The sequence below is a fragment of the Pseudomonas medicaginis genome, assembly GCF_965119365.1.
Classification (GTDB): domain Bacteria; phylum Pseudomonadota; class Gammaproteobacteria; order Pseudomonadales; family Pseudomonadaceae; genus Aquipseudomonas.
Genome location: NZ_OZ221631.1, coordinates 6,471,281 through 6,493,242 on the forward strand (window position 1 = coordinate 6,471,281; position 21,962 = coordinate 6,493,242).

Annotated in this window: 18 protein-coding genes; 12 read left to right on the forward strand and 6 right to left on the reverse strand. The window is 63.0% G+C overall.

Annotated features, from left to right (window positions below):
* Nucleotides 1–111: 111 nt before the first annotated feature.
* The 3 genes from amn to ACMTA2_RS28605 all read right to left on the reverse strand — a co-directional run bounded on the left by amn (nt 112) and on the right by ACMTA2_RS28605 (nt 5,890).
* On the reverse strand, nt 112–1,611 hold the full coding sequence (gene amn / locus ACMTA2_RS28595) for an AMP nucleosidase (RefSeq protein WP_413795738.1): 1,500 nt from the start codon (nt 1,609–1,611) through the stop codon (nt 112–114).
* Between the two features lie 174 nt (nt 1,612–1,785).
* Nucleotides 1,786–3,435, reverse strand: coding sequence for an acyl-CoA dehydrogenase family protein (locus ACMTA2_RS28600; RefSeq protein ID WP_413792765.1), 1,650 nt, complete (start codon nt 3,433–3,435; stop codon nt 1,786–1,788).
* Nucleotides 3,436–3,505: 70 nt separating this feature from the next.
* Nucleotides 3,506–5,890 carry a hybrid sensor histidine kinase/response regulator gene (locus tag ACMTA2_RS28605; protein WP_413792766.1) on the reverse strand — a complete coding sequence of 795 codons (2,385 nt, stop codon included), beginning with the start codon at nt 5,888–5,890 and terminating at the stop codon, nt 3,506–3,508.
* 348 nt (nt 5,891–6,238) lie between these two features.
* Between ACMTA2_RS28605 and ACMTA2_RS28610 the strand changes: the two genes are divergently transcribed.
* The 4 genes from ACMTA2_RS28610 (at nt 6,239) to ACMTA2_RS28625 (ending at nt 9,764) form a co-directional block, all read left to right on the forward strand.
* A complete protein-coding gene (locus tag ACMTA2_RS28610; RefSeq protein WP_024616125.1) occupies nt 6,239–7,036 on the forward strand; it encodes a hydroxymethylpyrimidine/phosphomethylpyrimidine kinase in 798 nt (265 codons plus the stop codon).
* A gap of 17 nt (nt 7,037–7,053) precedes the next feature.
* Entirely contained in the window at nt 7,054–7,680 is a 627-nt protein-coding gene (gene thiE, locus ACMTA2_RS28615; protein WP_413792767.1) for a thiamine phosphate synthase, read from the forward strand.
* 28 nt (nt 7,681–7,708) lie between these two features.
* On the forward strand, nt 7,709–8,992 hold the full coding sequence (gene hemL / locus ACMTA2_RS28620) for a glutamate-1-semialdehyde 2,1-aminomutase (RefSeq protein ID WP_413792768.1): 1,284 nt from the start codon (nt 7,709–7,711) through the stop codon (nt 8,990–8,992).
* Between the two features lie 217 nt (nt 8,993–9,209).
* Complete coding sequence (locus ACMTA2_RS28625; protein WP_413792769.1) at nt 9,210–9,764, forward strand: tetratricopeptide repeat protein; 555 nt, start codon at nt 9,210–9,212, stop codon at nt 9,762–9,764.
* Between the two features lie 174 nt (nt 9,765–9,938).
* Here the strand turns inward: ACMTA2_RS28625 and ACMTA2_RS28630 are convergent, their stop codons facing one another.
* A complete protein-coding gene (locus ACMTA2_RS28630) occupies nt 9,939–10,268 on the reverse strand; it encodes a DUF1820 family protein (protein WP_003185742.1) in 330 nt (109 codons plus the stop codon).
* Nucleotides 10,269–10,400: 132 nt separating this feature from the next.
* Between ACMTA2_RS28630 and miaB the strand changes: the two genes are divergently transcribed.
* The 5 genes from miaB to lnt all read left to right on the forward strand — a co-directional run bounded on the left by miaB (nt 10,401) and on the right by lnt (nt 15,838).
* Nucleotides 10,401–11,729: a tRNA (N6-isopentenyl adenosine(37)-C2)-methylthiotransferase MiaB gene (miaB, locus tag ACMTA2_RS28635; RefSeq protein WP_186730302.1), complete on the forward strand. Its 1,329-nt coding sequence runs from the start codon at nt 10,401–10,403 to the stop codon at nt 11,727–11,729.
* Between the two features lie 216 nt (nt 11,730–11,945).
* Nucleotides 11,946–12,956 (forward strand): PhoH family protein, encoded by a 1,011-nt coding sequence (locus tag ACMTA2_RS28640; RefSeq protein ID WP_413792770.1) that lies wholly within the window; start codon nt 11,946–11,948, stop codon nt 12,954–12,956.
* On the forward strand, nt 12,949–13,407 hold the full coding sequence (ybeY, locus tag ACMTA2_RS28645) for an rRNA maturation RNase YbeY (RefSeq protein ID WP_122565058.1): 459 nt from the start codon (nt 12,949–12,951) through the stop codon (nt 13,405–13,407). The genes ACMTA2_RS28640 and ybeY overlap by 8 nt, the downstream gene beginning before the upstream one ends.
* A 40-nt stretch (nt 13,408–13,447) precedes the next feature.
* The gene (locus ACMTA2_RS28650; protein ID WP_003205870.1) at nt 13,448–14,287 is read left to right on the forward strand and encodes a CorC family transporter; all 840 of its coding nucleotides are present in this window, start codon (nt 13,448–13,450) and stop codon (nt 14,285–14,287) included.
* 27 nt (nt 14,288–14,314) lie between these two features.
* Entirely contained in the window at nt 14,315–15,838 is a 1,524-nt protein-coding gene (gene lnt / locus ACMTA2_RS28655; protein WP_413792771.1) for an apolipoprotein N-acyltransferase, read from the forward strand.
* 166 nt (nt 15,839–16,004) lie between these two features.
* Here the strand turns inward: lnt and ACMTA2_RS28660 are convergent, their stop codons facing one another.
* The gene (locus tag ACMTA2_RS28660) at nt 16,005–16,766 is read right to left on the reverse strand and encodes a YdcF family protein (RefSeq protein WP_413792772.1); all 762 of its coding nucleotides are present in this window, start codon (nt 16,764–16,766) and stop codon (nt 16,005–16,007) included.
* A gap of 102 nt (nt 16,767–16,868) precedes the next feature.
* Nucleotides 16,869–17,189: a hypothetical protein gene (locus ACMTA2_RS28665; RefSeq protein WP_413792773.1), complete on the reverse strand. Its 321-nt coding sequence runs from the start codon at nt 17,187–17,189 to the stop codon at nt 16,869–16,871.
* Between the two features lie 292 nt (nt 17,190–17,481).
* Between ACMTA2_RS28665 and leuS the strand changes: the two genes are divergently transcribed.
* The 3 genes from leuS to holA all read left to right on the forward strand — a co-directional run bounded on the left by leuS (nt 17,482) and on the right by holA (nt 21,861).
* Complete coding sequence (gene leuS, locus ACMTA2_RS28670; protein ID WP_413792774.1) at nt 17,482–20,088, forward strand: leucine--tRNA ligase; 2,607 nt, start codon at nt 17,482–17,484, stop codon at nt 20,086–20,088.
* A 90-nt stretch (nt 20,089–20,178) separates the two neighbouring features.
* The gene (locus tag ACMTA2_RS28675; RefSeq protein ID WP_413792775.1) at nt 20,179–20,784 is read left to right on the forward strand and encodes an LPS-assembly lipoprotein LptE; all 606 of its coding nucleotides are present in this window, start codon (nt 20,179–20,181) and stop codon (nt 20,782–20,784) included.
* A gap of 39 nt (nt 20,785–20,823) precedes the next feature.
* Nucleotides 20,824–21,861 (forward strand): DNA polymerase III subunit delta, encoded by a 1,038-nt coding sequence (gene holA / locus ACMTA2_RS28680; RefSeq protein ID WP_413792776.1) that lies wholly within the window; start codon nt 20,824–20,826, stop codon nt 21,859–21,861.
* Nucleotides 21,862–21,962 lie beyond the last annotated feature (101 nt).

Here is a 21,962-nt window from a genome sequence, read left to right on the forward strand (position 1 = left end):
GCGCCAGGACGGCGGGAAGCAGGACGTGGAGGACGGGACATGGCGAATACAACATCTAACGGTCAGGGCCGACCATGCTAGTGGCCCGACCGTTAAATAACCACCGTCCGATCAGCGGAATGGCGGCTCGTCGAAGCTGCGCAGCTTGCGTGAGTGCAGCGAGTTGAGCTCGGTGCGCAACAGGTCCAACGCCGCGATGCCGATTTTCAGGTGCTGGTTGACCGCTCGTTCATAGAACGCGTTGGCCGAGCCCGGCAGCTTGATCTCGCTGTGCAACGGTTTGTCCGAGACACACAGCAACGTGCCATAGGGCACCCGCAGGCGATAGCCCTGGGCGGCGATGGTGCCGCTTTCCATGTCCACCGCCACGGCGCGGGACAGGTTGATCAGCGGGCGTTCCTGGGCCCAGCGCAGTTCCCAGTTGCGGTCGTCGTAAGTCAGCACGGTGCCGGTGCGCAGGCGCTTTTTCAGCTCGTCGCCCTTCTCGCCAGTGATGTTCGCCGCCGCCTGCTGAAGCGCCATCTGCACTTCGGCCAGGGCCGGGATCGGAATGTTCGGCGGTACGACCCGGTCGAGGATCCCGTCACGACGCATGTAGGCGTGGGCCAGCACGTAGTCACCGATGGTCTGGGACTGCCGCAGCCCGCCGCAGTGGCCGATCATCAGCCAGCAATGCGGACGCAGCACGGCCAAGTGGTCGGTGATGTTCTTGGCGTTGGACGGGCCGACGCCAATGTTCACCAGGGTCACGCCATGGCCATCGCTGGCCTGCAGGTGATAGGCCGGCATCTGGTAGCGGTGCCAGACCACGCCGGCGGCGATGGCCGACGCTTCGCTGTGCTCCATGTCCTTGTCGATGATCACGTTGCCCGGCAGGACCATGCGTACAAAACGCGGGTCGCTGCGCAGTTGCTCCAGGCCATGGACGATGAACTGGTCGACATAACGGTGATAGTTGGTCAGCAGGATCCACGGCTGCACATGGCGCCAATCGCTGCCGGTGTAATGCACCAGCCGGCGCAGGGAAAAGTCCACCCGCGCGGCGTCGAACAGCGCCAGGGGCAGCGGGTCGGTGTTTTCCCAGTCATAGAGGCCGTCGGCGATGCCATCGGTGGCGGCCGACAGGTCGGTGCTGGGGAAAACCCGCGCCAGCACCGCGGCAGTCACGCCGGAGCCGGCCAGTTCGTCGCCCTGCTCCACCACGTACGGGTACGGGATGTTCTGTTCGCTGACGCCCACTTCCACGGTGACGGTAAAGTCGTGCATCAGTGGGACCAGCTGTTCCAACAGGTATTTACGGAACGCGGCGGGATGGGTGACGGTGACACTGTAGGTGCCGGGCAACTGGACCTTGGCATAGGCACGCGTGGTTTGCGGGACTTCGCCGTGGCAGTGGTAGGTCAGACGCAGGGCGGGATAGCGAAACAATGCACGCTGCTCGGCATCCGGCTCGACGCGATCCTTGAGGTAACGCATCAGCGCCTGGTTCAACGCGGTGGTCGCACGCTCGTGCAGGGCCGCCAGACGATCCACGGCTTGTTCGGCGGTTTGAACGACAATAAACGCTTCGGTCACGATCAGCTTCCTGTGTTCTGACTTGCAGGCCTTCATCTTGCCTGCATCGCCGCCCGACGGGAACAGTGGCGTATTGGCGCGCTCGATCATTCACCGACAATCCCTGTGGGAGCGAGCTTGCTCGCGATAGCGGTGTGTCAGTCACCATAGAGGTTGGATGTACCGCCGCCATCGCGAGCAAGCTCGCTCCCACAGGGGTAGGTGGGGTTTCTAAAGGCCATGCGGGGTCGAGCGGGTAACGATGGCCTCCACATTCAAGCCCCGAGGCAAAGCACCATACGCCCGGCCAGCCGCGCCGAGGCGACTGGCGATGAAGGCATCGCTGACGTCACTGTTCCCCGCCTCCAGCAACAGCTTGGCCTGCAGGCCCACCGCGATGTCTTCGGTCAATTGCCGGGCGCGGTACTGGATGTCGTCGGTGTCCTTGAACGCTGCCTGCAATTGGTGGATGTGCCCGGCCAGGCGCTTGTCGCCGTGGCCGTCGCCCAACTCATGGAACAATACCTCCAGCACACCGGGTTCCTTGGACAAGGCGCGCAACACGTCAAGGCATTGCACGTTGCCGGAGCCTTCCCACGTCGAGTTGACCGGCGCTTCGCGGTACAGGCGCGGCAGGATGCTGTCTTCGACGTAGCCGGCGCCGCCCATGCATTCGGCGGCTTCGTTGATCATCGCGGGGGCGCGCTTGCAGATCCAGTACTTGCCCACCGCCGTCACCAGCCGGGCGAACTTGGCCTCGTGCTCGTCGCTCAAATGGTCCAGCGCCCGGCCCATGCGCAGGCTCAAGGCCAGGGCAGACTCGCTTTCCAGCGCCAGGTCAGCCAGGACGTTCTGCATCAGTGGCTGCTCGCTCAACAGTTTGCCGCCCACCTTGCGGTGCGCACAGTGATGACTGGCCTGGGTCAACGCCTGGCGCATCAGGGCACTGGAGCCGACCATGCAATCGAAGCGGGTCATGGCGACCATCTCGATGATCGTCGGCACGCCCCGCCCTTCTTCACCGACCATCCAGGCCAATGCGCCACGGAACTCGACTTCGCTGGAGGCGTTGGAACAATTGCCCAGTTTGTTCTTCAAGCGCTGGATGTAGAACTGGTTGCGCGTGTCGTCGGGGCGATGGCGCGGCAGCAGGAAACAGGTCAGGCCCTTGTCGGTCTGGGCCAGGGTGAGGAAAGCGTCGCACATCGGCGCCGAACAGAACCATTTGTGGCCCACCAGTTCATAGGCCTGGCCCGGGCCGCTGGCGCCCACCGGATAGGCCTTGGTGGTGTTGGCGCGCACATCGGTGCCGCCCTGCTTTTCGGTCATGGCCATGCCGATGGTGACCCCGGCCTTGTGGGCCATGCCGACGTTGCGCGGGTCGTACTCGGTGGCGAGCACCTTCGGCACCCAGCGCTCGGCCAGGTCCGGTTGCAAGCGCAGCGCCGGCACACTGGCGAAGGTCATGGTCAGCGGGCAGCCGGTGCCGGCTTCAGCCTGGCTGTGCAGGTAGGTCATCGAGGCACGGGCGACATGGGCGCCGGGCTGTGGATGGGCCCAGGGCAAACTGGGCAGGCCATGCTCGACGGCGGTGCGCATCAACTGGTGATAAGCGGGATGGAACTCCACCAGGTCGACGCGATGACCATAACGGTCATGACTGGAAAAAACCGGTTTGTTCTGATTGGCCTGGAACCCCGCTTCCATCAACGGCCCGCCGGCCAACGCCCCATACGCATCGATCCGCGCCTCTGCCCAGCCAGCCCCAAAGCGCTGCGACCACTGTTGCAGCGGCAGGTCGATGCGGTACAGGTTGACGCCATCCAGGGACGGCGGCTGATTGGTGACATCGTGGGTTTCAGCGAACTGGTGCAGGTTCATGGCAGGGCTCCTCGATCGGCAGGAATCCAGTTAAGCACCGCCTCCAGGCCGAACAAAGTGTCATATGCGCCTAAATATCGGCGCTTTCACCCTGCCTCGGGCACAGCACCCGCCGCTGAAGCGTCGCCTGCAATGCCTCGAATTTCACGGGTTTGCTCAGGTAGTCGATCAGCGCGCCCGACGGACAACACGGCTGCACCGGGTTCTGGCTGACCACCAGCACCGGCAGCTCTTCGCAGCCAGACAACGAGCGGATCTGGCAGCACACCGACACACCGTCCAGCGGCGAAGACTGGCAATCGAGCAGCACCGCATCAAAGCGTTCGCCGTGCAGCAGCTCCAGCGCGGCGCGGCCACTGTCGGCGGTGCGCACCCGGTACCCCAACTTGAGCAACATGCCGCGCATGACCAACTGATCGATGTTGTTGTCATCCGCCAGCAGCACCGTGCAATCCTGGGGCTCGCGCGAGGCCCGGCGGCTGCCGAAGGAAAACGGCGTCGGGACCGCCGGTGGCAAGGCCACGTCAAACGTCACGTCCAACTGAAAACGGCTGCCGCGACCGGGCTCGGATGTGTGGGTCAGTCGCCCGCCCAGCAGCTCCACCAGTTGCCGGCAGATGGCCAGGCCCACGCCAAGGCCGCCGTACTCGCGAGTCATCGAACCGTCGAGCTGGAAGAAGCGCTGGTACAAGGTCGCTTCCCCCAGGTCGGTAAAACCGATCCCGGTGTCGATGACGGCAAAGGACAGCGCCAGTTGATCAAGCGCCGTCGGCCGACCGCTGACGCGCAGAGCCAGGCCGCCCACCCGAGTGAACTTGATGGCGTTGTCCAGCAGGCATTCCAGGCATTGGGCCAGTTTGCCGCTGTCGCCGAGCAACCGGTCCGCCAGGCCCGGGGAGACGTCGACCTTGAAATCCAGGCCCTTGGCCGCGGCATTGGCGCCGAACTGCACCTGCAGCGCATCGACCACTGCACGCAGGCTGAACGGTGCCGGATAGACCTTGAGCTTGCCGGCCTGCAACTCGGTGAGGGTGAGGATGCCGTTGACCATGCGCATCATGTCCCGCGCCGAACCGGCGGCGGTCTGTTGATACTGGGTCAACTCCTCGTCCATCTCGACGGTTTCCATCAGCTCCAGGGAGCCGATCACGCCATTCATCGGCGTGCGCAATTCGTGGGTCAAGGTGGCGAGGAATTCATCCTTGAGCTTGTTGCCATGGGCCAGTTGCTGGTTGAGCACTTCGAGTTTCTGCCCGGCGTCCAACAGGGTCTGGGCCTGCTGTTCGCGCATGGCATTGATGCGGTCGGCCAGGGCCAGGGACAACAGCGCCACTTCGATGGCCGAACCGATCTGGCTGGCATACATGGTCAGGAAGACGTTGGGCAGGTAACCCAACACCATCAAGGTATTGATGATGCCCCCCAGCAGAAACGCCGACCAGGCAATGATGAAATAACGTGCCACCCGCAGGCCACGCCACCAGGCGAACAGCCCGGCGGCAAAAATCGTCACCGTGAACACCAGCGCCAGCGCCGTTGCCAGGCGCAGCGCCAAGGCATAACTGGTCATCAGCGACAGGCCGATGACCACGGCGCTGTAGGCGATCAAGGCCAGCAGCATGCGGTCCATCCAGCGGCCATGCAGGGCGGTTTGCAGGAAGCTGCGGGCGAACTGGCTGCCAAACAGGCCGGCGCAACCGATGAAGAACGGCGTCGCCGCGTTGGCCCACCACGGATTGTCCGGCCAGAAGTACTCCACGGCAGCGCCGTTGACCGACAACTGGTACAGGCCGAACGAAGCGATATAGAAGATGTAATAGAGGTAGCTGGTATCGCGCACGCTCAGGTAGATGAACAGGTTGTACACCAGCATCCCCAGCAGCACGCCATAGATGATGCCCAGCACATACAGGCGCGCCGGCTGTTGCTCGAGGTACGCGGTACTCGACCATAGCGTCAACGGTGCCTGGATCGACCCCTGGCTTTGCAGGCGCAGGTAGACGGTCTGCTGTTGCTCGGGCTTGAAAGCCAGGCTGAACAGGTAATTGTTCTGGCGCACCTCACGACTGGCGAACGGCAACGCATCGCCGGTCTGGCGAACCAGGCGATAGGTGCCCGCCGCGTCGGCCACGTACAAGTCGAGGTGGTCCAGGGGTGGGTACGCCAGCTCCAGCAGCCAGGTGCGCTGGGCGTCCGGATTGGCAGGACGGTAGTGCAGGTCGATTTTCAGCCAGAAAGCCGAACGCGAGTAACCGGCGTTCAGCGTGGCTTTGTCGTGGGGTTTGAAAGCACCCGCCGCAGACCGGGCCAGGACCTCATCGACAGTAGCCGTGCCGCCCGCGTCTTCGAACACTTGCAAGGCATGGCCCAAGGGCAGGCTTTGGGTGAATTCATCGAATTCCAGGGCGCTCGCCAGAGGGGGCAAGCACAGCAATAACATCAGCAAATAGCGCATTGAAGCCCCAGCGTGGCCTGTCCGGTTGAGTCAGGAAGCCCCCCATTCCCTGAGTAGACGTAAAGCCGACATGATCCGTTACGTGTTGGATCCATCTCTAGCATAGCCGTTGATGGCCAATTTGCACCATTGAAATCTTTCCTACAAAAGGCTCTAGAACGGGCGTCTTAGGGAAAAGCATTGAGATAGAGCTGTTGCTTTGGTCAGATTGCAATACGACTCTGGAGCCAGGCTCGATTGTGCGACGTTTCGCCAAATCCCCTCGCCACCAATAAATCCTGTCTGTAGCGGTTTCCCTTGTTACAGGCGTGCGCCGATCGAAAGGGTTTGGTGGTAAGCTCGCGCACCATGAATATCTACAGCTCTCGCCCCGTTGTCCTCTGTCTCTCCGGCCACGATCCCAGTGGTGGCGCTGGTTTGCAGGCAGATATCGAAGCCCTGCTCGCCCAGGGCTGTCATGCCGCCCCGGCCGTTACCGCGTTGACCGTGCAAGACACCGTCAACGTCAGTGATTTCCGCGTGCTCGATCGCGAGTGGGTGTTGGCACAAGCCAATGCCGTGCTCAACGATGCCCAGGTGGCGGCGGTCAAGCTGGGGATGCTCGGCTCCCTGGAAATGGTCGACACGGTGGTCGAGCTGCTCCAGGCGCACCCGCACCTGCCGATGGTCTGCGACCCGGTGCTGCGCGCCGGCGGGGGTGGGCGCCTGGGCAAGGATGAGGTCGGCTACGCCATGCGCGAACGCCTGCTGCCCCTGGCCATCATCGCTACCCCCAATCTGCCGGAAGCCCGCATCCTCGCTGAACTGCCCGAAGGCAGCGCCGACGAGTGCGCGGAAAAACTGCTGCCCTTCGTCAAACACCTGTTGATCACCGGTGGTCACGGCGACGAACATGAAGTCCATAATCGCCTGTACAGCCGCGACGGCCGCCGCGAAACCTTTACTTGCCAGCGCTTGCCTGGCAGCTACCACGGTTCCGGCTGCACCCTGGCCAGCGCCCTGGCCGGTCGGCTGGCCCAGGGCGAACAGCTCGCCAGCGCCGTCAAGACGGCGCTGGACTACACCTGGCGCACCTTGCGCGATGCCGAACAACTGGGCAAAGGCCAGTTCGTACCGCGTCGCCTGCCGCTGGATTTCTGCTCGTAGCACTGGAGGCCTGTGGAATGAAATTACGTGGCCTTTACGCCATCACCGACAGCCAATTGCTGGCCGGCAAGTTCCTTGCCTATGTAGAAGCAGCGCTGGAAGGTGGCGTGACCCTGCTGCAATACCGCGACAAAAGCAGCGACGAGGCCCGGCGCCTGCGGGAAGCCGAAGCCCTGCGTAACCTGTGCGAACGCTACAAGACCCAGTTGATCATCAACGACGACGCCGAACTGGCCGCGCGCCTGGGCGTCGGTGTACACCTGGGCCAGACCGATGGCCCGCTGGCACCGGTGCGGGCGCTGCTCGGGCACAAGGCGATCGTCGGCGCCACCTGCCACGCCAGCCTGGCGCTGGCCGAACAGGCCGCCAGCGAAGGCGCCACTTATGTCGCATTCGGGCGTTTCTTCAACTCCAACACCAAGCCCGGCGCCCCCAGCGCAAGCCTTGAACTGCTGGAACAGGCGCACCTCAAACTGCATATCCCGGTGTGCGCCATCGGCGGCATCACCCTGGAGAACGCCGCCCCGCTGGTGGCCCACGGGGTCGACCTGCTGGCGGTGGTCCACGGCCTGTTCGGCGCCGACAGCACCACTGAAGTGACGCGCCGCGCCCGCGCCTTCAACGAGCTGCTGCAGATCAAATAGTCCCTTTTTCGTTTTCGAGAGCCCAACCATGTCCCGTTCCGAAACCCTGTTTGCCAACGCCCAGAAACATATCCCCGGCGGCGTGAACTCGCCCGTCCGTGCGTTCAAGAGCGTCGGCGGCACCCCGCTGTTCTTCAAGCACGCCGAAGGCGCGTACGTGACCGACGAAGACGACAAGCGCTATGTCGATTACGTCGGTTCCTGGGGCCCGATGATCCTCGGCCACAGCCATCCGGATGTGCTGGATGCGGTGCGCAAGCAATTGGTCCACGGCCTGTCCTACGGCGCCCCGACCGCGATGGAAACCGAGATGGCCGACCTGGTCTGCTCGATCGTGCCGTCGATGGAAATGGTGCGCATGGTCAGCTCCGGCACCGAGGCAACCATGAGCGCGATCCGCCTGGCGCGGGGCTACACCGGTCGCGACAGCATCATCAAGTTCGAAGGTTGCTACCACGGCCACTCCGACAGCCTGCTGGTCAAGGCCGGCTCCGGCGCACTGACCCAGGGCGTACCGAGTTCGGCCGGCGTACCGGCGGCATTCGCCAGGCACACCCTGACCCTGCCATTCAACGACCTCGAAGCCGTCGAGAAGATGCTCGGCGAAGTCGGCCAGGAAGTGGCCTGCATCATCGTCGAGCCGGTGGCCGGCAACATGAACTGCGTGCCGCCGGCGCCGGGTTTCCTCGAAGGCCTGCGCAGCCTGTGCGACCAGCATGGCGTGGTGTTGATTTTCGATGAAGTGATGACCGGTTTCCGCGTGGCCCTCGGCGGCGCCCAGGCCCATTACGGCGTCACGCCGGACCTGAGCACCTTTGGCAAGATCATCGGCGGCGGCATGCCGGTGGGCTGCTTCGGCGGCAAACGCACGATCATGGAATGCATCGCGCCGCTGGGGCCGGTCTACCAGGCTGGCACGCTGTCGGGCAACCCGTTGGCCATGGCCGCCGGCCTGACTACCCTGCGCCTGATCAGCCGCCCGGGCTTCCACGCCGAGCTGACCGACTACACCACGCGCCTGCTCGACGGTCTGCAGATCCGCGCCGATGCGGCGGGCATTCCTTTCGTGACCACCCAGGCCGGCGGCATGTTTGGCCTGTATTTCAGTGGCGCCGATGACATCGTCACCTTCGAAGACGTCATGGCCAGCGATGCCGACCGGTTCAAGCGCTTCTTCCATCTGATGCTCGACGGCGGCGTGTACCTGGCCCCAAGTGCATTCGAAGCCGGCTTCACCTCCATCGCCCATGGCGAGACCGAGCTGAAGATCACCCTCGACGCAGCCGAGCGGGCATTCGCGGCGCTGAAGTAAGCCTGTGGATAACTGACGCTGGCTGAAGCTGGCGTCAGTGATTGCTGACAACCTCCCGCCCTTTTCCTACGTATTTATGCCCGAAGCTGCTATTAGCATTCCCTCGCAGCAGAAAAACGAGTAAAGACTTTGTAAGGATGGCCCCGCTTATTTCATAATGCGCGCTTATTGGATCCCCCGGAGGGTCCGCGCGCCCCTCAGAGGTAAGTCGATTCCCATGAACCGCACCGGCCGCACCCTTGCCTTGGGCTGCCTGTTGCTCCTTCAGCCCCTGCTGGCGAATGCACAGGCAGGCGGCAACTCGTTGTTGATCCCGGCGCTGGGCCGTTGCACGCTCAACACCCAGCCACAAGATCTCGCACCGGCACTCGACGCCTGTCAAAAAGCGGCGGACGCAGGTGATGCGCAAGCGCAATACGAGTTGGGCGAGTTCTACTACGAAGGCAAGGCTGCACCCCGCGACCTCAAGCTGGCCCTCGACTACTTCGAAAAAGCCTCGCTGCAAGGCCATGCCCAGGCGCAATTCAAGTTGGGTGGCATGTTCTTCCATGGCGAAGGCGTGCCGGCCAACAACGTCCAGGCCTACATCGTCCTGAAGATGGCCGCGGTCAACGGCGCCGAAGAAGCCCTGGACACCGCCGACGAAGTCGCCGAGCAAATGCCCCGTGACGAGTTGGAAGTGGCGACCCAGGTGCTGGGGCAGATCTTTCGCAAATACCTGATGGAATTGCAGAACGCCGATGGGCGTACGCCTTTTTCGCCGCTGCCCTGAATCCACCATGGCCCCTTGTGGCGAGGGAATTTATCCCCGCTGGGCTGCGCAGCAGCCCCAAAAGCAGTCAACTCAATCAACCTCTAATACCGAGCTGTCAGGTTTTAGGGCCGCTTCGCGCCCCAGCGGGGATAAATCCCCCCGCCACAGGGACTGTGTGCAACTGTCTGGCCGTTACTTCTCAGGCATCGGCATCGGAAACGGCATCACATTGCCGACCGCACCGCGGGCTTCGCTGATTTTCGGGGTGCCCAGGCGTTCGACTTCGTCGATGCGCACGATCGAATGCATCGGCACGAAGCTGCGCACCACGCCTTCGAACTGCGCCTTGAGCTTTTCTTCGCTCGGGTCGACGACCACTTGCGTGCGCTCGCCAAAGACGAACTCTTCCACTTCCAGGAAGCCCCACAGATCACTCTGGTAGATCTGCTTGGCGTACATTTCGAACACCTGGCCCTGGTTGAGGAAAATCACCTTGTAGATTGGAGCTTCACGTTTGGTCATGGCTGGCGAAACACATCGGCGGGTAAAAATGAGGGCGCGAACTATAGCATAGCCACTGCTCGCGCAGCGGTAGGAACCGGGGGACTTGTTCCCTATAATGCGCGGTTCTTTGAATCACGTGATGACCCGTCCATGGCCAAGAAGCTTTACATCGAAACCCACGGTTGCCAGATGAACGAGTACGACAGCTCGCGCATGGTCGATCTGCTGGGTGAACACCAGGCCCTGGAAGTCACCGCCCGCGCCGAAGACGCGGACGTGATCCTGCTCAACACCTGCTCGATCCGCGAACGCGCCCAGGACCGGGTGTACTCCCAGCTCGGCCGCTGGCGCGAACTGAAGCTGGCCAACCCGGAGATGGTCATCGCCGTGGGCGGTTGCGTGGCCAGCCAGGAAGGCGCGGCCATTCGTGACCGCGCGCCGTACGTGGACGTGGTGTTCGGCCCGCAGACCTTGCACCGCCTGCCAGAGATGATCGACGCCGCCCGCAGCACCAAGCTGCCGCAAGTGGACGTCTCGTTCCCGGAAATCGAAAAATTCGACCACCTGCCCGAACCGCGCATCGACGGCCCAAGTGCCTACGTGTCGGTGATGGAAGGTTGCAGCAAGTACTGCACGTTCTGCGTGGTGCCCTATACCCGCGGCGAAGAAGTCAGCCGACCGTTCGACGACGTGATCGCCGAGATCATCCACCTGGCGGAAAACGGCGTACGCGAAGTGACCCTGCTGGGGCAGAACGTCAACGGCTATCGCGGCCTGACCCATGACGGGCGCCTGGCGGACCTCGCCGAACTGATCCGCGTCGTGGCTGCGGTGGATGGCATCGACCGCATCCGCTACACCACGTCCCATCCGCTGGAGTTCTCCGACAGCCTGATCCAGGCCCACGCCGAGGTTCCCGAGTTGGTCAAGCACCTGCACTTGCCAGTGCAATCGGGCTCCGACCGGATCCTCGCAGCCATGAAGCGCAACCACACGGCGCTGGAGTACAAATCCAAGCTGCGCAAGTTGCGCGCGGCAGTGCCGGGTATCTGCATCAGTTCGGACTTTATCGTCGGCTTCCCCGGCGAAACCGAGAAAGACTTCCAACAGACCATGAAGTTGATCGAAGACGTGGGCTTCGACTTCTCCTATTCCTTCGTCTACAGCCAGCGCCCTGGAACCCCGGCGGCGGACCTGGCGGATGAAACCCCGGAAGAAGTGAAAAAAGAACGGCTCAACGCCTTGCAACATCGCCTCAACCAGCAAGGTTTCGAGATCAGCCGACAAATGGTCGGTTCGGTCCAGCGGATCCTGGTGACCGATTACTCAAAAAAGGACCCGGGCGAGCTGCAAGGGCGCACCGAAAACAACCGCATCGTCAATTTCCGCTGCGACACCCCGGCCCTGATCGGCCAGTTCGCCGACGTGCACATCGACGCCGCACAACCGCACTCCCTGCGGGGTTCGCTGATCCAGTAACCCCGTACTTCCTGTGGGAGCGAGCTTGCTCGCGATAGCGGCATGGCAGTCAATTCTCATGTTGAATGTGAGGCCCCCATCGCGAGCAAGCTCGCTCCCACAGTGAATCGTGCCAAGCCTTGTGATCGGATTCGCCTGTTTAAGAGCTTTCGCACCCAGCCTACTGGCGTTATCCTTGATTTCACCTTAATTGCCCCTGGGCGGCTAAAAACGACCTTGAACGCACCCATCGAACCTCATCGTTTCATTCTCGAGCCCTTTGAGGCTCGCCGCTTCGCCAATCTGTGCGGGCAATTCGACGAGCACCTGCGCTTGATCGAACAGCGCCTGGCCATCGAGATCCGCAACCGCGGAAACCAGTTCGAGCTGATCGGCGAACCCAAGCACACCACCTCCGCGGAAAACCTGCTGCGCCGTCTCTACCGGGAAACCAAGGGGAGCGAGCTGTCGCCGGATACGGTCCACCTGTTCCTGCAGGAATCGGCTGTCGAAGAACTCGACAACCCTGCCCCTTCGGAACCTGCCGTGGCCCTGCGCACGAAGAAGGGCATGATTCGCCCCCGCGGCTTGAATCAGCAGCGCTACGTGAAGGAAATCCTGGGCAACGACATCAACTTCGGCATCGGCCCGGCCGGTACCGGCAAGACCTACCTGGCCGTGGCCTGCGCCGTCGATGCGCTGGAACGTGAACAGGTGCGTCGCATCCTGCTGGTGCGACCGGCGGTCGAAGCCGGTGAGAAACTCGGTTTCCTGCCCGGCGACCTGGCCCAGAAGATCGACCCGTACCTGCGTCCGCTCTATGACGCGCTGTATGAAATGCTCGGCTTCGAATACGTCGCCAAGCTGATCGAGCGCCAGGTCATCGAAGTCGCGCCGCTGGCCTACATGCGCGGTCGGACCCTGAACAACAGCTTCATCATCCTCGACGAAAGCCAGAACACCACGGTCGAGCAGATGAAAATGTTCCTGACCCGCATCGGCTTCGGCTCCACGGCCGTCATCACCGGGGACATCACCCAGGTCGACCTGCCACGCGGCACCAAGTCCGGGTTGAACCATGTGATCCAGGTGCTCAAGGACGTGCCAGGCATCAGCTTCACGCACTTCATGCCCAAGGACGTCGTGCGCCATCCGTTGGTGCAGCGCATCGTCGAAGCCTACGAGCGTTTCGAGAATCGCGCCGACGAAGACTCGGCCGAAAGCAAAGGCAATCGCCACAATGCTTGAACTCGACCTGCAAGTGGCCTGCGAACACGCCGCCCCCAGCGAAGCCCAGTTCCGCCAATGGTGCGAACTGGCCCTGCGCCAGCGCAGCGCCGACTCGGAACTGACGATCCGCCTGGTGGACGAACCCGAAGGCCGTGAACTGAACCACACCTGGCGGCAGAAAGACTACGCCACCAACGTGCTGTCGTTCCCCGCCGACGTACCCGACGACCTGCTCGACATCCCACTGCTGGGCGATCTGGTGATCTGCGTCCCGGTGGTGGAGCGTGAAGCCGCGGAACAAGACAAGACCCCCGAGGCCCACTGGGCCCATCTGGTGATTCACGGCTGCTTGCATCTACTGGGTTACGACCATATAGAAGATGACGAAGCCGAAGAAATGGAAGCGCTGGAACGAACGTTGCTTGCAGAGCTGGGTCATCCCGACCCGTACGCCGGCGACGAACACTGATACATCAACCTGTAACGACAAAGGATTCAGAGTAATCGCTATGAGCGAAGATCGATCGAGCAACGGGCAGAAGTCATGGCTGGGCAAGCTCACCCAGGCTTTTGCCCATGAGCCGAAAAACCGCCAGGAGCTGCTGGAGCTGCTGCGCGATGCACACCAGAACAAACTGCTGGACAGCGAAGCGCTGGCCATCGTCGAAGGCGCCATCCAGGTCGCTGACCTGCAAGTCCGGGACATCATGGTGCCGCGCTCGCAGATGGTCAGCATCAAGGCGACCCAGACCCCTCGCGAATTTTTGCCCGCCGTGGTCGACTCCGCTCACTCGCGCTATCCGGTCGTCGGCGAGAGCCATGACGACGTCATGGGCGTGCTGTTGGCCAAGGACCTGCTGCCGCTGATCCTCCAGGAGAACGGCGACAGCTTCAACATCAAGGACCTGCTGCGCCCGGCCACCTTCGTGCCTGAGTCCAAGCGCCTGAACGTGCTGCTGCGTGAATTCCGCGCCAACCATAACCACATGGCCATCGTCATCGACGAATACGGCGGCGTGGCCGGCCTGGTCACCATCGAAGACGTGCTTGAGCAGATCGTCGGCGACATCGAGGACGAGCACGACGTCGAGGAAGACAGCTACATCAAGCCGCTGCCCAGCGGCGACTTCCTGATCAAGGCCCTGACGCCGATCGAGAACTTCAACGAATTCTTCGACAGCCAGTTCTCCGACGATGAGTTCGACACCGTCGGCGGCCTGGTGATGAGCGCTTTCGGGCACCTGCCCAAGCGCAACGAAACCACGGAAATCGGCTCCTGGCGCTTCCGCATCCTCAATGCCGACAGCCGCCGGATCCATCTGCTGCGCCTGTCACCCATTGGCCGATAATCCTCTCAAGACCCGCTAAGGACACACATGCGCTGGATAACCCGCCCCGGCTGGCCCGGTAACCTGCTGGCCGTGGCAGCCGGTGCGATCACCACCCTGGCCCTGGCGCCGTTCGACCTCTGGCCGCTGGCATTGCTGGCGGTCGGCTTGTTCTATGCCGGGTTGCGCGAGCTTTCGCCGCGCCAAGCCTTGGGCCGTGGCTGGTGTTTCGGTTTTGGCCTGTTTGGTGCCGGCACCAGTTGGATCTACGTCAGTATCCACAACTTCGGCGGCGCCTCGGTGCTGCTCGCCGGGTTGTTGATGTTGCTGTTCATCGCCGCCATCGCCTGGTTCTTCGCCCTACCCGCCTGGCTGTGGGCACGCTGGTTGCGCCGCAACGAGGCACCGCTGGCCGATGCCCTGGCGTTCGCCGCGCTGTGGCTGGGCCAGGAAGCTTTCCGCGGCTGGTTCCTCACCGGGTTCCCGTGGCTCTATTCCGGCTACAGCCAGCTCGACGGCCCCCTGGCCGGCCTCGCGCCACTGGGCGGGATGTGGTTGATTTCCTTCACCCTGGCCCTGACCGCCGCGCTGCTGTACAACGCGCCCCGGTTGATCCGCACCGGACGCAAGGGCTTTATCGCCGCGGGCGTGATGCTGCTGATCGGCCCATGGGTGGCGGGCCTGGCCCTCAAGGGCCATGCCTGGACCAGCCCTTCGGGCGAGCCGCTGAGCGTCGCGGCCATCCAGGGCAACATCGAACAAAGCATGAAGTGGGACCCCGAGCAGCTCAACGCACAGTTGGCGCTGTACCGCGACATGAGTTTCGCTTCCAAGCGCGTCGACCTGCTGGTCTGGCCGGAAACCGCGGTGCCGGTGCTCAAGGAGTCCGCCCAAGGCTACCTGGACATGATGGGCAACTTCGCCGCCGAACGGCAGTCGGCGTTGATTACCGGGGTGCCGATTCGGCAACAGGTGCATCACGAAAAGCGTTACTACAACGGCATCACCGTGACCGGCGAAGGTGACGGTACGTACCTGAAGCAAAAACTCGTGCCGTTTGGCGAATACGTACCGCTCCAGGACATCCTGCGCGGCCTGATCGCCTTCTTCGACCTGCCCATGTCGGACTTCGCCCGGGGCCCGGCCGACCAGCCGCTGTTGCAGGCCAAGGGTTACCAGATCGCGCCGTTCATCTGCTATGAAGTGGTCTACCCGGAATTCGCCGCCAGCCTCTCGGCGCGCAGCGACCTGCTGCTGACCATCAGTAACGACACCTGGTTCGGCACTTCGATTGGCCCGCTGCAACACCTGCAAATGGCCCAGATGCGCGCCCTGGAAGCCGGTCGCTGGATGATCCGCGCCACCAACAACGGCGTGACCGGCCTGATCAACCCCTTCGGCCAGATCACCGCCCAAATCCCGCAATTCGAGCGCGGCATTCTCTACGGCGAAGTGGTGCCGATGCACGACCTGACGCCGTACCTGCAATGGCGATCGTGGCCGCTGATCATTTTGTGCGCGCTGCTGTTGGGCTGGGCACTGGTGGCGAGCCGGATGGCCAAGACGGTTTAAAGCCTTTTCCCGCCCCTGTGGCGAGGGGATTTATCCCCGCTGGGCTGCGGCAGCCCCAAGAAAGAACTGACACTGTGGTGTGCCAGACAGTTTGAATGGGGGGCGCTTCGCGCCCCAGCGGGGATAAATCCCCTCGCCACAGATAAACAATTCACCGCAAAGCCGTTCAGCGATAGAACAACCAATACCCCACCAACCCCACCGCCTCATTCATCAACTGCCCGGATTGCCAGATCGACTTGAACTCCGGCATCCAGCCGCCCAACGGTCGGGCATTGTCCTGCCCCAGGAAACCCACCGGCGCCGGCACCACTTCAAACCCCGCGCGCTCGAAACTCCAGACCGACCGCGGCATGTGCCAGGCCTGCGTGACCACCACGACCCGCTTGATGCCTTCCGGCAACAGGATCTCGGCGCTCATCCGGGCGTTTTCCCAGGTGGTGCGGCTGCGACCTTCCTGCCAGCGTACCGTGACCCCGAAATCATCCAGCATCGAATCGGCCATCAACTTCGCCTCGCTGGGTGGGGTGCCGTAGTGCAAGCCGCCGGTGGTCAGCACGGGCAAGCCCGACGCCTTGGCCAGTCGCGCCGCATAACGCTGGCGCTCCAGGCCCACACCGGTGGGCTGGTCGGCGCCCCACGCCAGGTCGCCGCGCTCACGGCCGGAACCGAGCACGACGATGGCGTCGGCACGCTGGGCCAGGGTCGCCCATTCACTGCGCAGCAGCGGCGGCTCACGCTCCAATGCCTTGGCGCTCCATTGCACCACCACCGGCAGGCTCATCAGCCAGAAGCCGCCCAGGCCCACGGCGAAACACAGTCGGGCCAGGCGCGGCCGCGAATGGCGCCACCACCAGGCAAGCGCCAACAACAGCAAAAGAATGCCGGGTGGCAATAACAGTTGTTTGATGAAATAACGAAACGGCATCGGGCATCTCCATAGATGCCCGAAGCCTAGGTGGGTTGACGCAAAGCGACAACAGATTCGAAGAAACCTTGAATCAAAAAAGCGACACGCGTGAATCCGGCACTACTTGAACTGCATTGACCGGACCTTTACAGCATCCTTGTCAGGCGTCCGGTCCTTGAGCCATACAACCTTGGCCGAACGGGGCGCATCGAGACGCTTGAGTACCTGGGCCCCACTGGTGGGGGGTTGATGTCCGACCTGTTCGAGATACGCCTTGACCAGTTCGAACTCCGCGGGGCTCAAGCCTCGCAGTTCCAGCTCTGCCGGACGTTCATCACGCAAGCGACCGGCGGTTCTTGCAGCGTCCAGGGCCACCCCGAGACGATCGATCAGTTTTTCATACAACTCAGGTGTAGCGACTTTACGTTGTGATTCAACCATCCCTCACCTCATTGAAGATAAGACTCACTCCCCATTGAGAAGCTTAGCTTCGCTGGGCAAACCGGCAGGGCGCCGCGACCAACGGCCCTGGACACGGGTCCTCGCCAGCGGTCGTCGATGGCCGGCACGCAATCAAGGTTTCCCTCGGTAGAGCGCGGTCATGTATGCTACGGCGCTTCCTGTAACTCCACTTCCAGCTTGCCTGGGCATCGAAAACGCCGCATCCGGCGTCGTCTGCGTCCAGCATGGCCACGAAGAGGATTGGGCCACCCCATTCAGTACAAAAGTAGCCATGCACGAACACTACCAGCCCCGTGAAATCGAAGCCGCCGCCCAGTCGTTCTGGGACGAGCAAAAGTCCTTTGAAGTCAGTGAACAGCCAGGCAAGGAGACTTACTACTGCCTGTCGATGTTCCCTTACCCCAGCGGCAAGCTGCACATGGGGCACGTGCGCAACTACACCATTGGCGACGTGATCTCCCGCTACCAGCGCATGCAAGGCAAGAACGTCCTGCAACCCATGGGTTGGGACGCCTTCGGCATGCCGGCGGAAAACGCCGCGATGAAGAACAACGTGGCCCCCGCCAAGTGGACCTACGAAAACATCGCCTACATGAAGACCCAGCTGCGCAGCCTGGGCCTGGCGGTGGACTGGTCTCGCGAAGTGACCACCTGCAAGCCCGACTACTACCGCTGGGAACAGTGGCTGTTCACCCGCCTGTTCGAAAAAGGCGTGATCTACCGCAAGAACGGCACCGTGAACTGGGACCCGGTGGACCAGACCGTACTGGCCAACGAACAGGTGATCGACGGTCGCGGCTGGCGATCCGGCGCGCTGATCGAAAAGCGCGAAATCCCGATGTACTACTTCAAGATCACCGCCTACGCGGATGAGCTCCTGGAGAGTCTCGACGAGTTGACCGGCTGGCCCGAGCAGGTCAAGACCATGCAGCGCAACTGGATCGGCAAGTCCCGGGGCATGGAAGTGCAGTTCCCCTACGACGTCGCCTCCATTGGCGAAGCCGGCACCCTGAAAGTCTTCACCACCCGCCCGGACACCCTGATGGGTGCCACCTACGTGGCCGTGGCCGCCGAACACCCGCTGGCCACCCTGGCGGCACAGAACAACCCTGAGCTGCAGGCGTTCATCGCCGAATGCAAGGGCGGCAGCGTCGCCGAAGCCGACGTCGCCACCCAGGAGAAGAAAGGCCTGCCGACGTCGTTGTTCGTCGAGCACCCGCTCACCGGTGAAAAACTGCCGGTGTGGGTCGCCAACTACGTGCTGATGCACTACGGCGACGGCGCGGTCATGGCCGTACCGGCCCACGACGAGCGTGATTTCGAATTCGCCCACAAGTACAACCTGCCGGTCAAAGCCGTGGTGCGCACCAGCGCCGGCGACCAGACCCCGGAACCTTGGCAGGACGCCTATGGCGAACACGGCGAACTGATCAACTCCGGCGAATTCAATGGCCTGGATTTCGTCGGTGCGTTCGATGCCATCGAAGTTGCCCTGATCAAGAAGAACCTGGGGGCCTCGCGCACCCAGTTCCGCCTGCGGGACTGGGGCATCAGCCGCCAGCGCTACTGGGGCTGCCCGATCCCGATCGTGCATTGCGACACCTGCGGTGACGTACCGGTGCCGGAAGATCAGTTGCCGGTGGTCCTGCCCGAAGACGTCGTACCCGACGGCGCCGGTTCGCCCCTGGCACGCATGCCCGAGTTCTACGAGTGCAGCTGCCCGAAATGCGGCGCACCGGCCAAACGTGAAACCGACACCATGGACACCTTCGTCGAGTCGTCCTGGTACTACGCGCGCTACGCCTCGCCGCACTATGAAGGCGGCCTGGTGGAAAAATCCGCGGCTGACCACTGGCTGCCGGTGGACCAGTACATTGGCGGCATCGAACACGCCATCCTCCACCTGCTCTACGCGCGCTTCTTCCACAAGCTGATGCGTGACGAAGGCCTGGTGAGCTCCAACGAGCCGTTCAAGAACCTGCTGACCCAAGGCATGGTGATCGCCGAGACTTACTATCGTCGCGAGGCCAACGGTGCCTACACCTGGTTCAACCCCAGCGACGTCGAACTCGAACGCGACAGCAAGGCCAAGGTCATCAGCGCCAAGCTGATCGCCGACGGCCTGCCGGTGGAAATCGGCGGCACCGAGAAGATGGCCAAGTCGAAGAACAACGGCGTCGACCCACAGTCGATGATCGACCAGTTCGGCGCGGACACCTGCCGCCTGTTCATGATGTTCGCCTCGCCACCTGACATGAGCGCGGAATGGTCCGACTCGGGCGTCGAGGGTTCGCACCGTTTCCTCAAGCGCGTCTGGCGCCTGGCGCAGGCCCACGTCACCCAAGGCCTGCCGGGCAAACTGGACGTCGCCAGCCTGAACGACGAGCAGAAGGCCGTTCGGCGCTCGATTCACCTGGCCATCAAGCAGGCCAGCCATGACGTCGGCCAGAACCACAAGTTCAACACCGCCATCGCCCAGGTGATGACGCTGATGAACGTGCTGGAGAAAGCCGCGCAAGGCACCGAGCAGGATCGCGCACTGGTTCACGAAGGCCTGGAAGCCGTGACGCTGCTGCTGGCACCGATCACACCGCACATCAGCCACGAGCTGTGGAATCAACTGGGTCACGCCGACCCGGTGATCGACGCACGCTGGCCGCTGGTGGACGAAACCGCGCTGGTGCAGGACAGCCTGACCCTGGTCATCCAGGTCAACGGCAAGCTGCGCGGCCAGATCGAAATGCCGGCCGCCGCCACGCGCGAAGAAGTCGAAGCGGCCGCACGGGCGAACGAAAACGTGTTGCGCTTTGTCGATGGCCTGACCATCCGCAAAGTGATCGTCGTGCCCGGCAAGCTGGTCAACATCGTCGCAAGCTAATTGGATCGGGCGCGAGGCTTGAGCCTGGCGCCGAATACAACCTGCGGGGTCGCCTGGTCGACCCCCATAGGGTTCAAGGGGAGCAACAAGATGATCAAACGTAATCTGCTGGTAGTGGGCCTGGCGGTCCTGTTAAGCGCCTGCGGCTTCCAACTGCGCGGCACCGGCACCACCGAGCTGGCGATCAAGGAACTGGACCTCAGCGCACGGGACGCCTATGGCGACACCGTCAAGATGCTGCGCGAGACCCTGGAAAACAGCGGCGTGAAAATCTACGGCGGGGCGCCGTACAAGCTGGTATTGACCCGTGAACAGCAAAGCCAGCGCAGCCTGAGCTATGCCGGTGCAGGTCGTTCGGCCGAGTACGAACTGAACAACGTATTGAGCTACGAGATCCGCGGCCAGAACGACCTGGTGCTGGTGGACGACAAGCTGCAAGTGCAGAAGGTCTACCTGCACGATGGCAACAACATCACCGGTTCCGACCAGGAGTCCAGCGAAGTGCGCGACGAAATGCGTCGTGACCTCGTGCAACGCATGATGCTGCGCCTGCAACAACTGAGCCCGGCCCAACTGGACGAGTTGCAACAGACCGCCGACGCCAAGGCCAAGGCCGAAGCCGAAGCCCTGGAAGCGGCGCGCAAGGCTGAAGCGGAAACCCCGCAACAGTCGCCGATGCAGATCCCGGCTGAATAAGCCTTGCGGGGCGCTCCGGCGCCCCGCTCGCCCTTTCTTATGAAGCTCGCTCCCGCCCAACTCGGCAAACACCTGCAAGGCGCCCTCGCGCCGGTCTACATCATCAGTGGCGATGACCCGCTGCTGTGCCAGGAAGCCGCCGACGCCATCCGCGCCGCGGCACGCCAGCAAGGCTTCGACGAACGCCAGGTTTTCGCCGCCGACGCCAGTTTCGACTGGGGTACGCTGCTGCAGGCCGGGGCGAGCATGTCGTTGTTCGCCGAAAAACGCCTGCTGGAACTGCGCCTGCCCTCCGGCAAACCCGGTGACAAGGGCGCCGCGGCGCTGATCGAATATTGTTCACGCCCGGCCGAGGACACGGTACTGCTGATCAGCTTGCCGAAACTCGACGGCAGCGCGCAGAAGACCAAATGGGGCAAGGCCCTGGTGGAAGGCCAACAGACCCAATTCGTGCAGATCTGGCCGGTGGATGTCAGCCAGTTGCCCAGTTGGATCCGCCAACGCCTGTCCCAGGCCGGCCTCTCGGCCAGCCAGGACGCGGTGGAGCTGATTGCCGCGCGGGTCGAAGGCAACCTGCTGGCCGCCGCCCAGGAAATCGAAAAGCTCAAGCTGATGGCCGAGGGTGGGCAGATCACCGTGGAAACGGTGCAGGCCGCCGTGGCCGACAGTGCCCGCTTCGATGTCTTCGGGCTGACCGATGCCATCCTCAACGGCGAAGCCGCCCACGCCCTGCGCATGCTCGAAGGGCTGCGGGGCGAAGGCGTCGAACCGCCGGTGATCCTCTGGGCCCTGGCCCGGGAATTGCGCCTGCTGGCCAACCTGTCCCTGCAATACAGCCAGGGCGTGCCGCTGGACAAAGCCTTCAGCCAGGCCCGCCCGCCCGTCTGGGACAAGCGCAAGCCCCTGATGAGCAAGGCCCTGCAACGCTATTCCGCGCCACGCTGGGCACAATTGCTGCTCGAAGCCCAGCGCATCGACGCGCAGATCAAGGGCCAGGCCGCCGGCTCGCCGTGGATGAGCCTGAGCCGGCTGTCGCTGTTGATGGCCGGCCAGCGACTGGCGCTGCCGGCTGAATAACCCACCGCTCTGCCAGAGTTTTTTTGTGGCGAGGGGATTTATCCCCGCCGGGACGCGAAGCGTCCCCATCCGAACGGCCTGACGCACCGCAGTGACAGGTT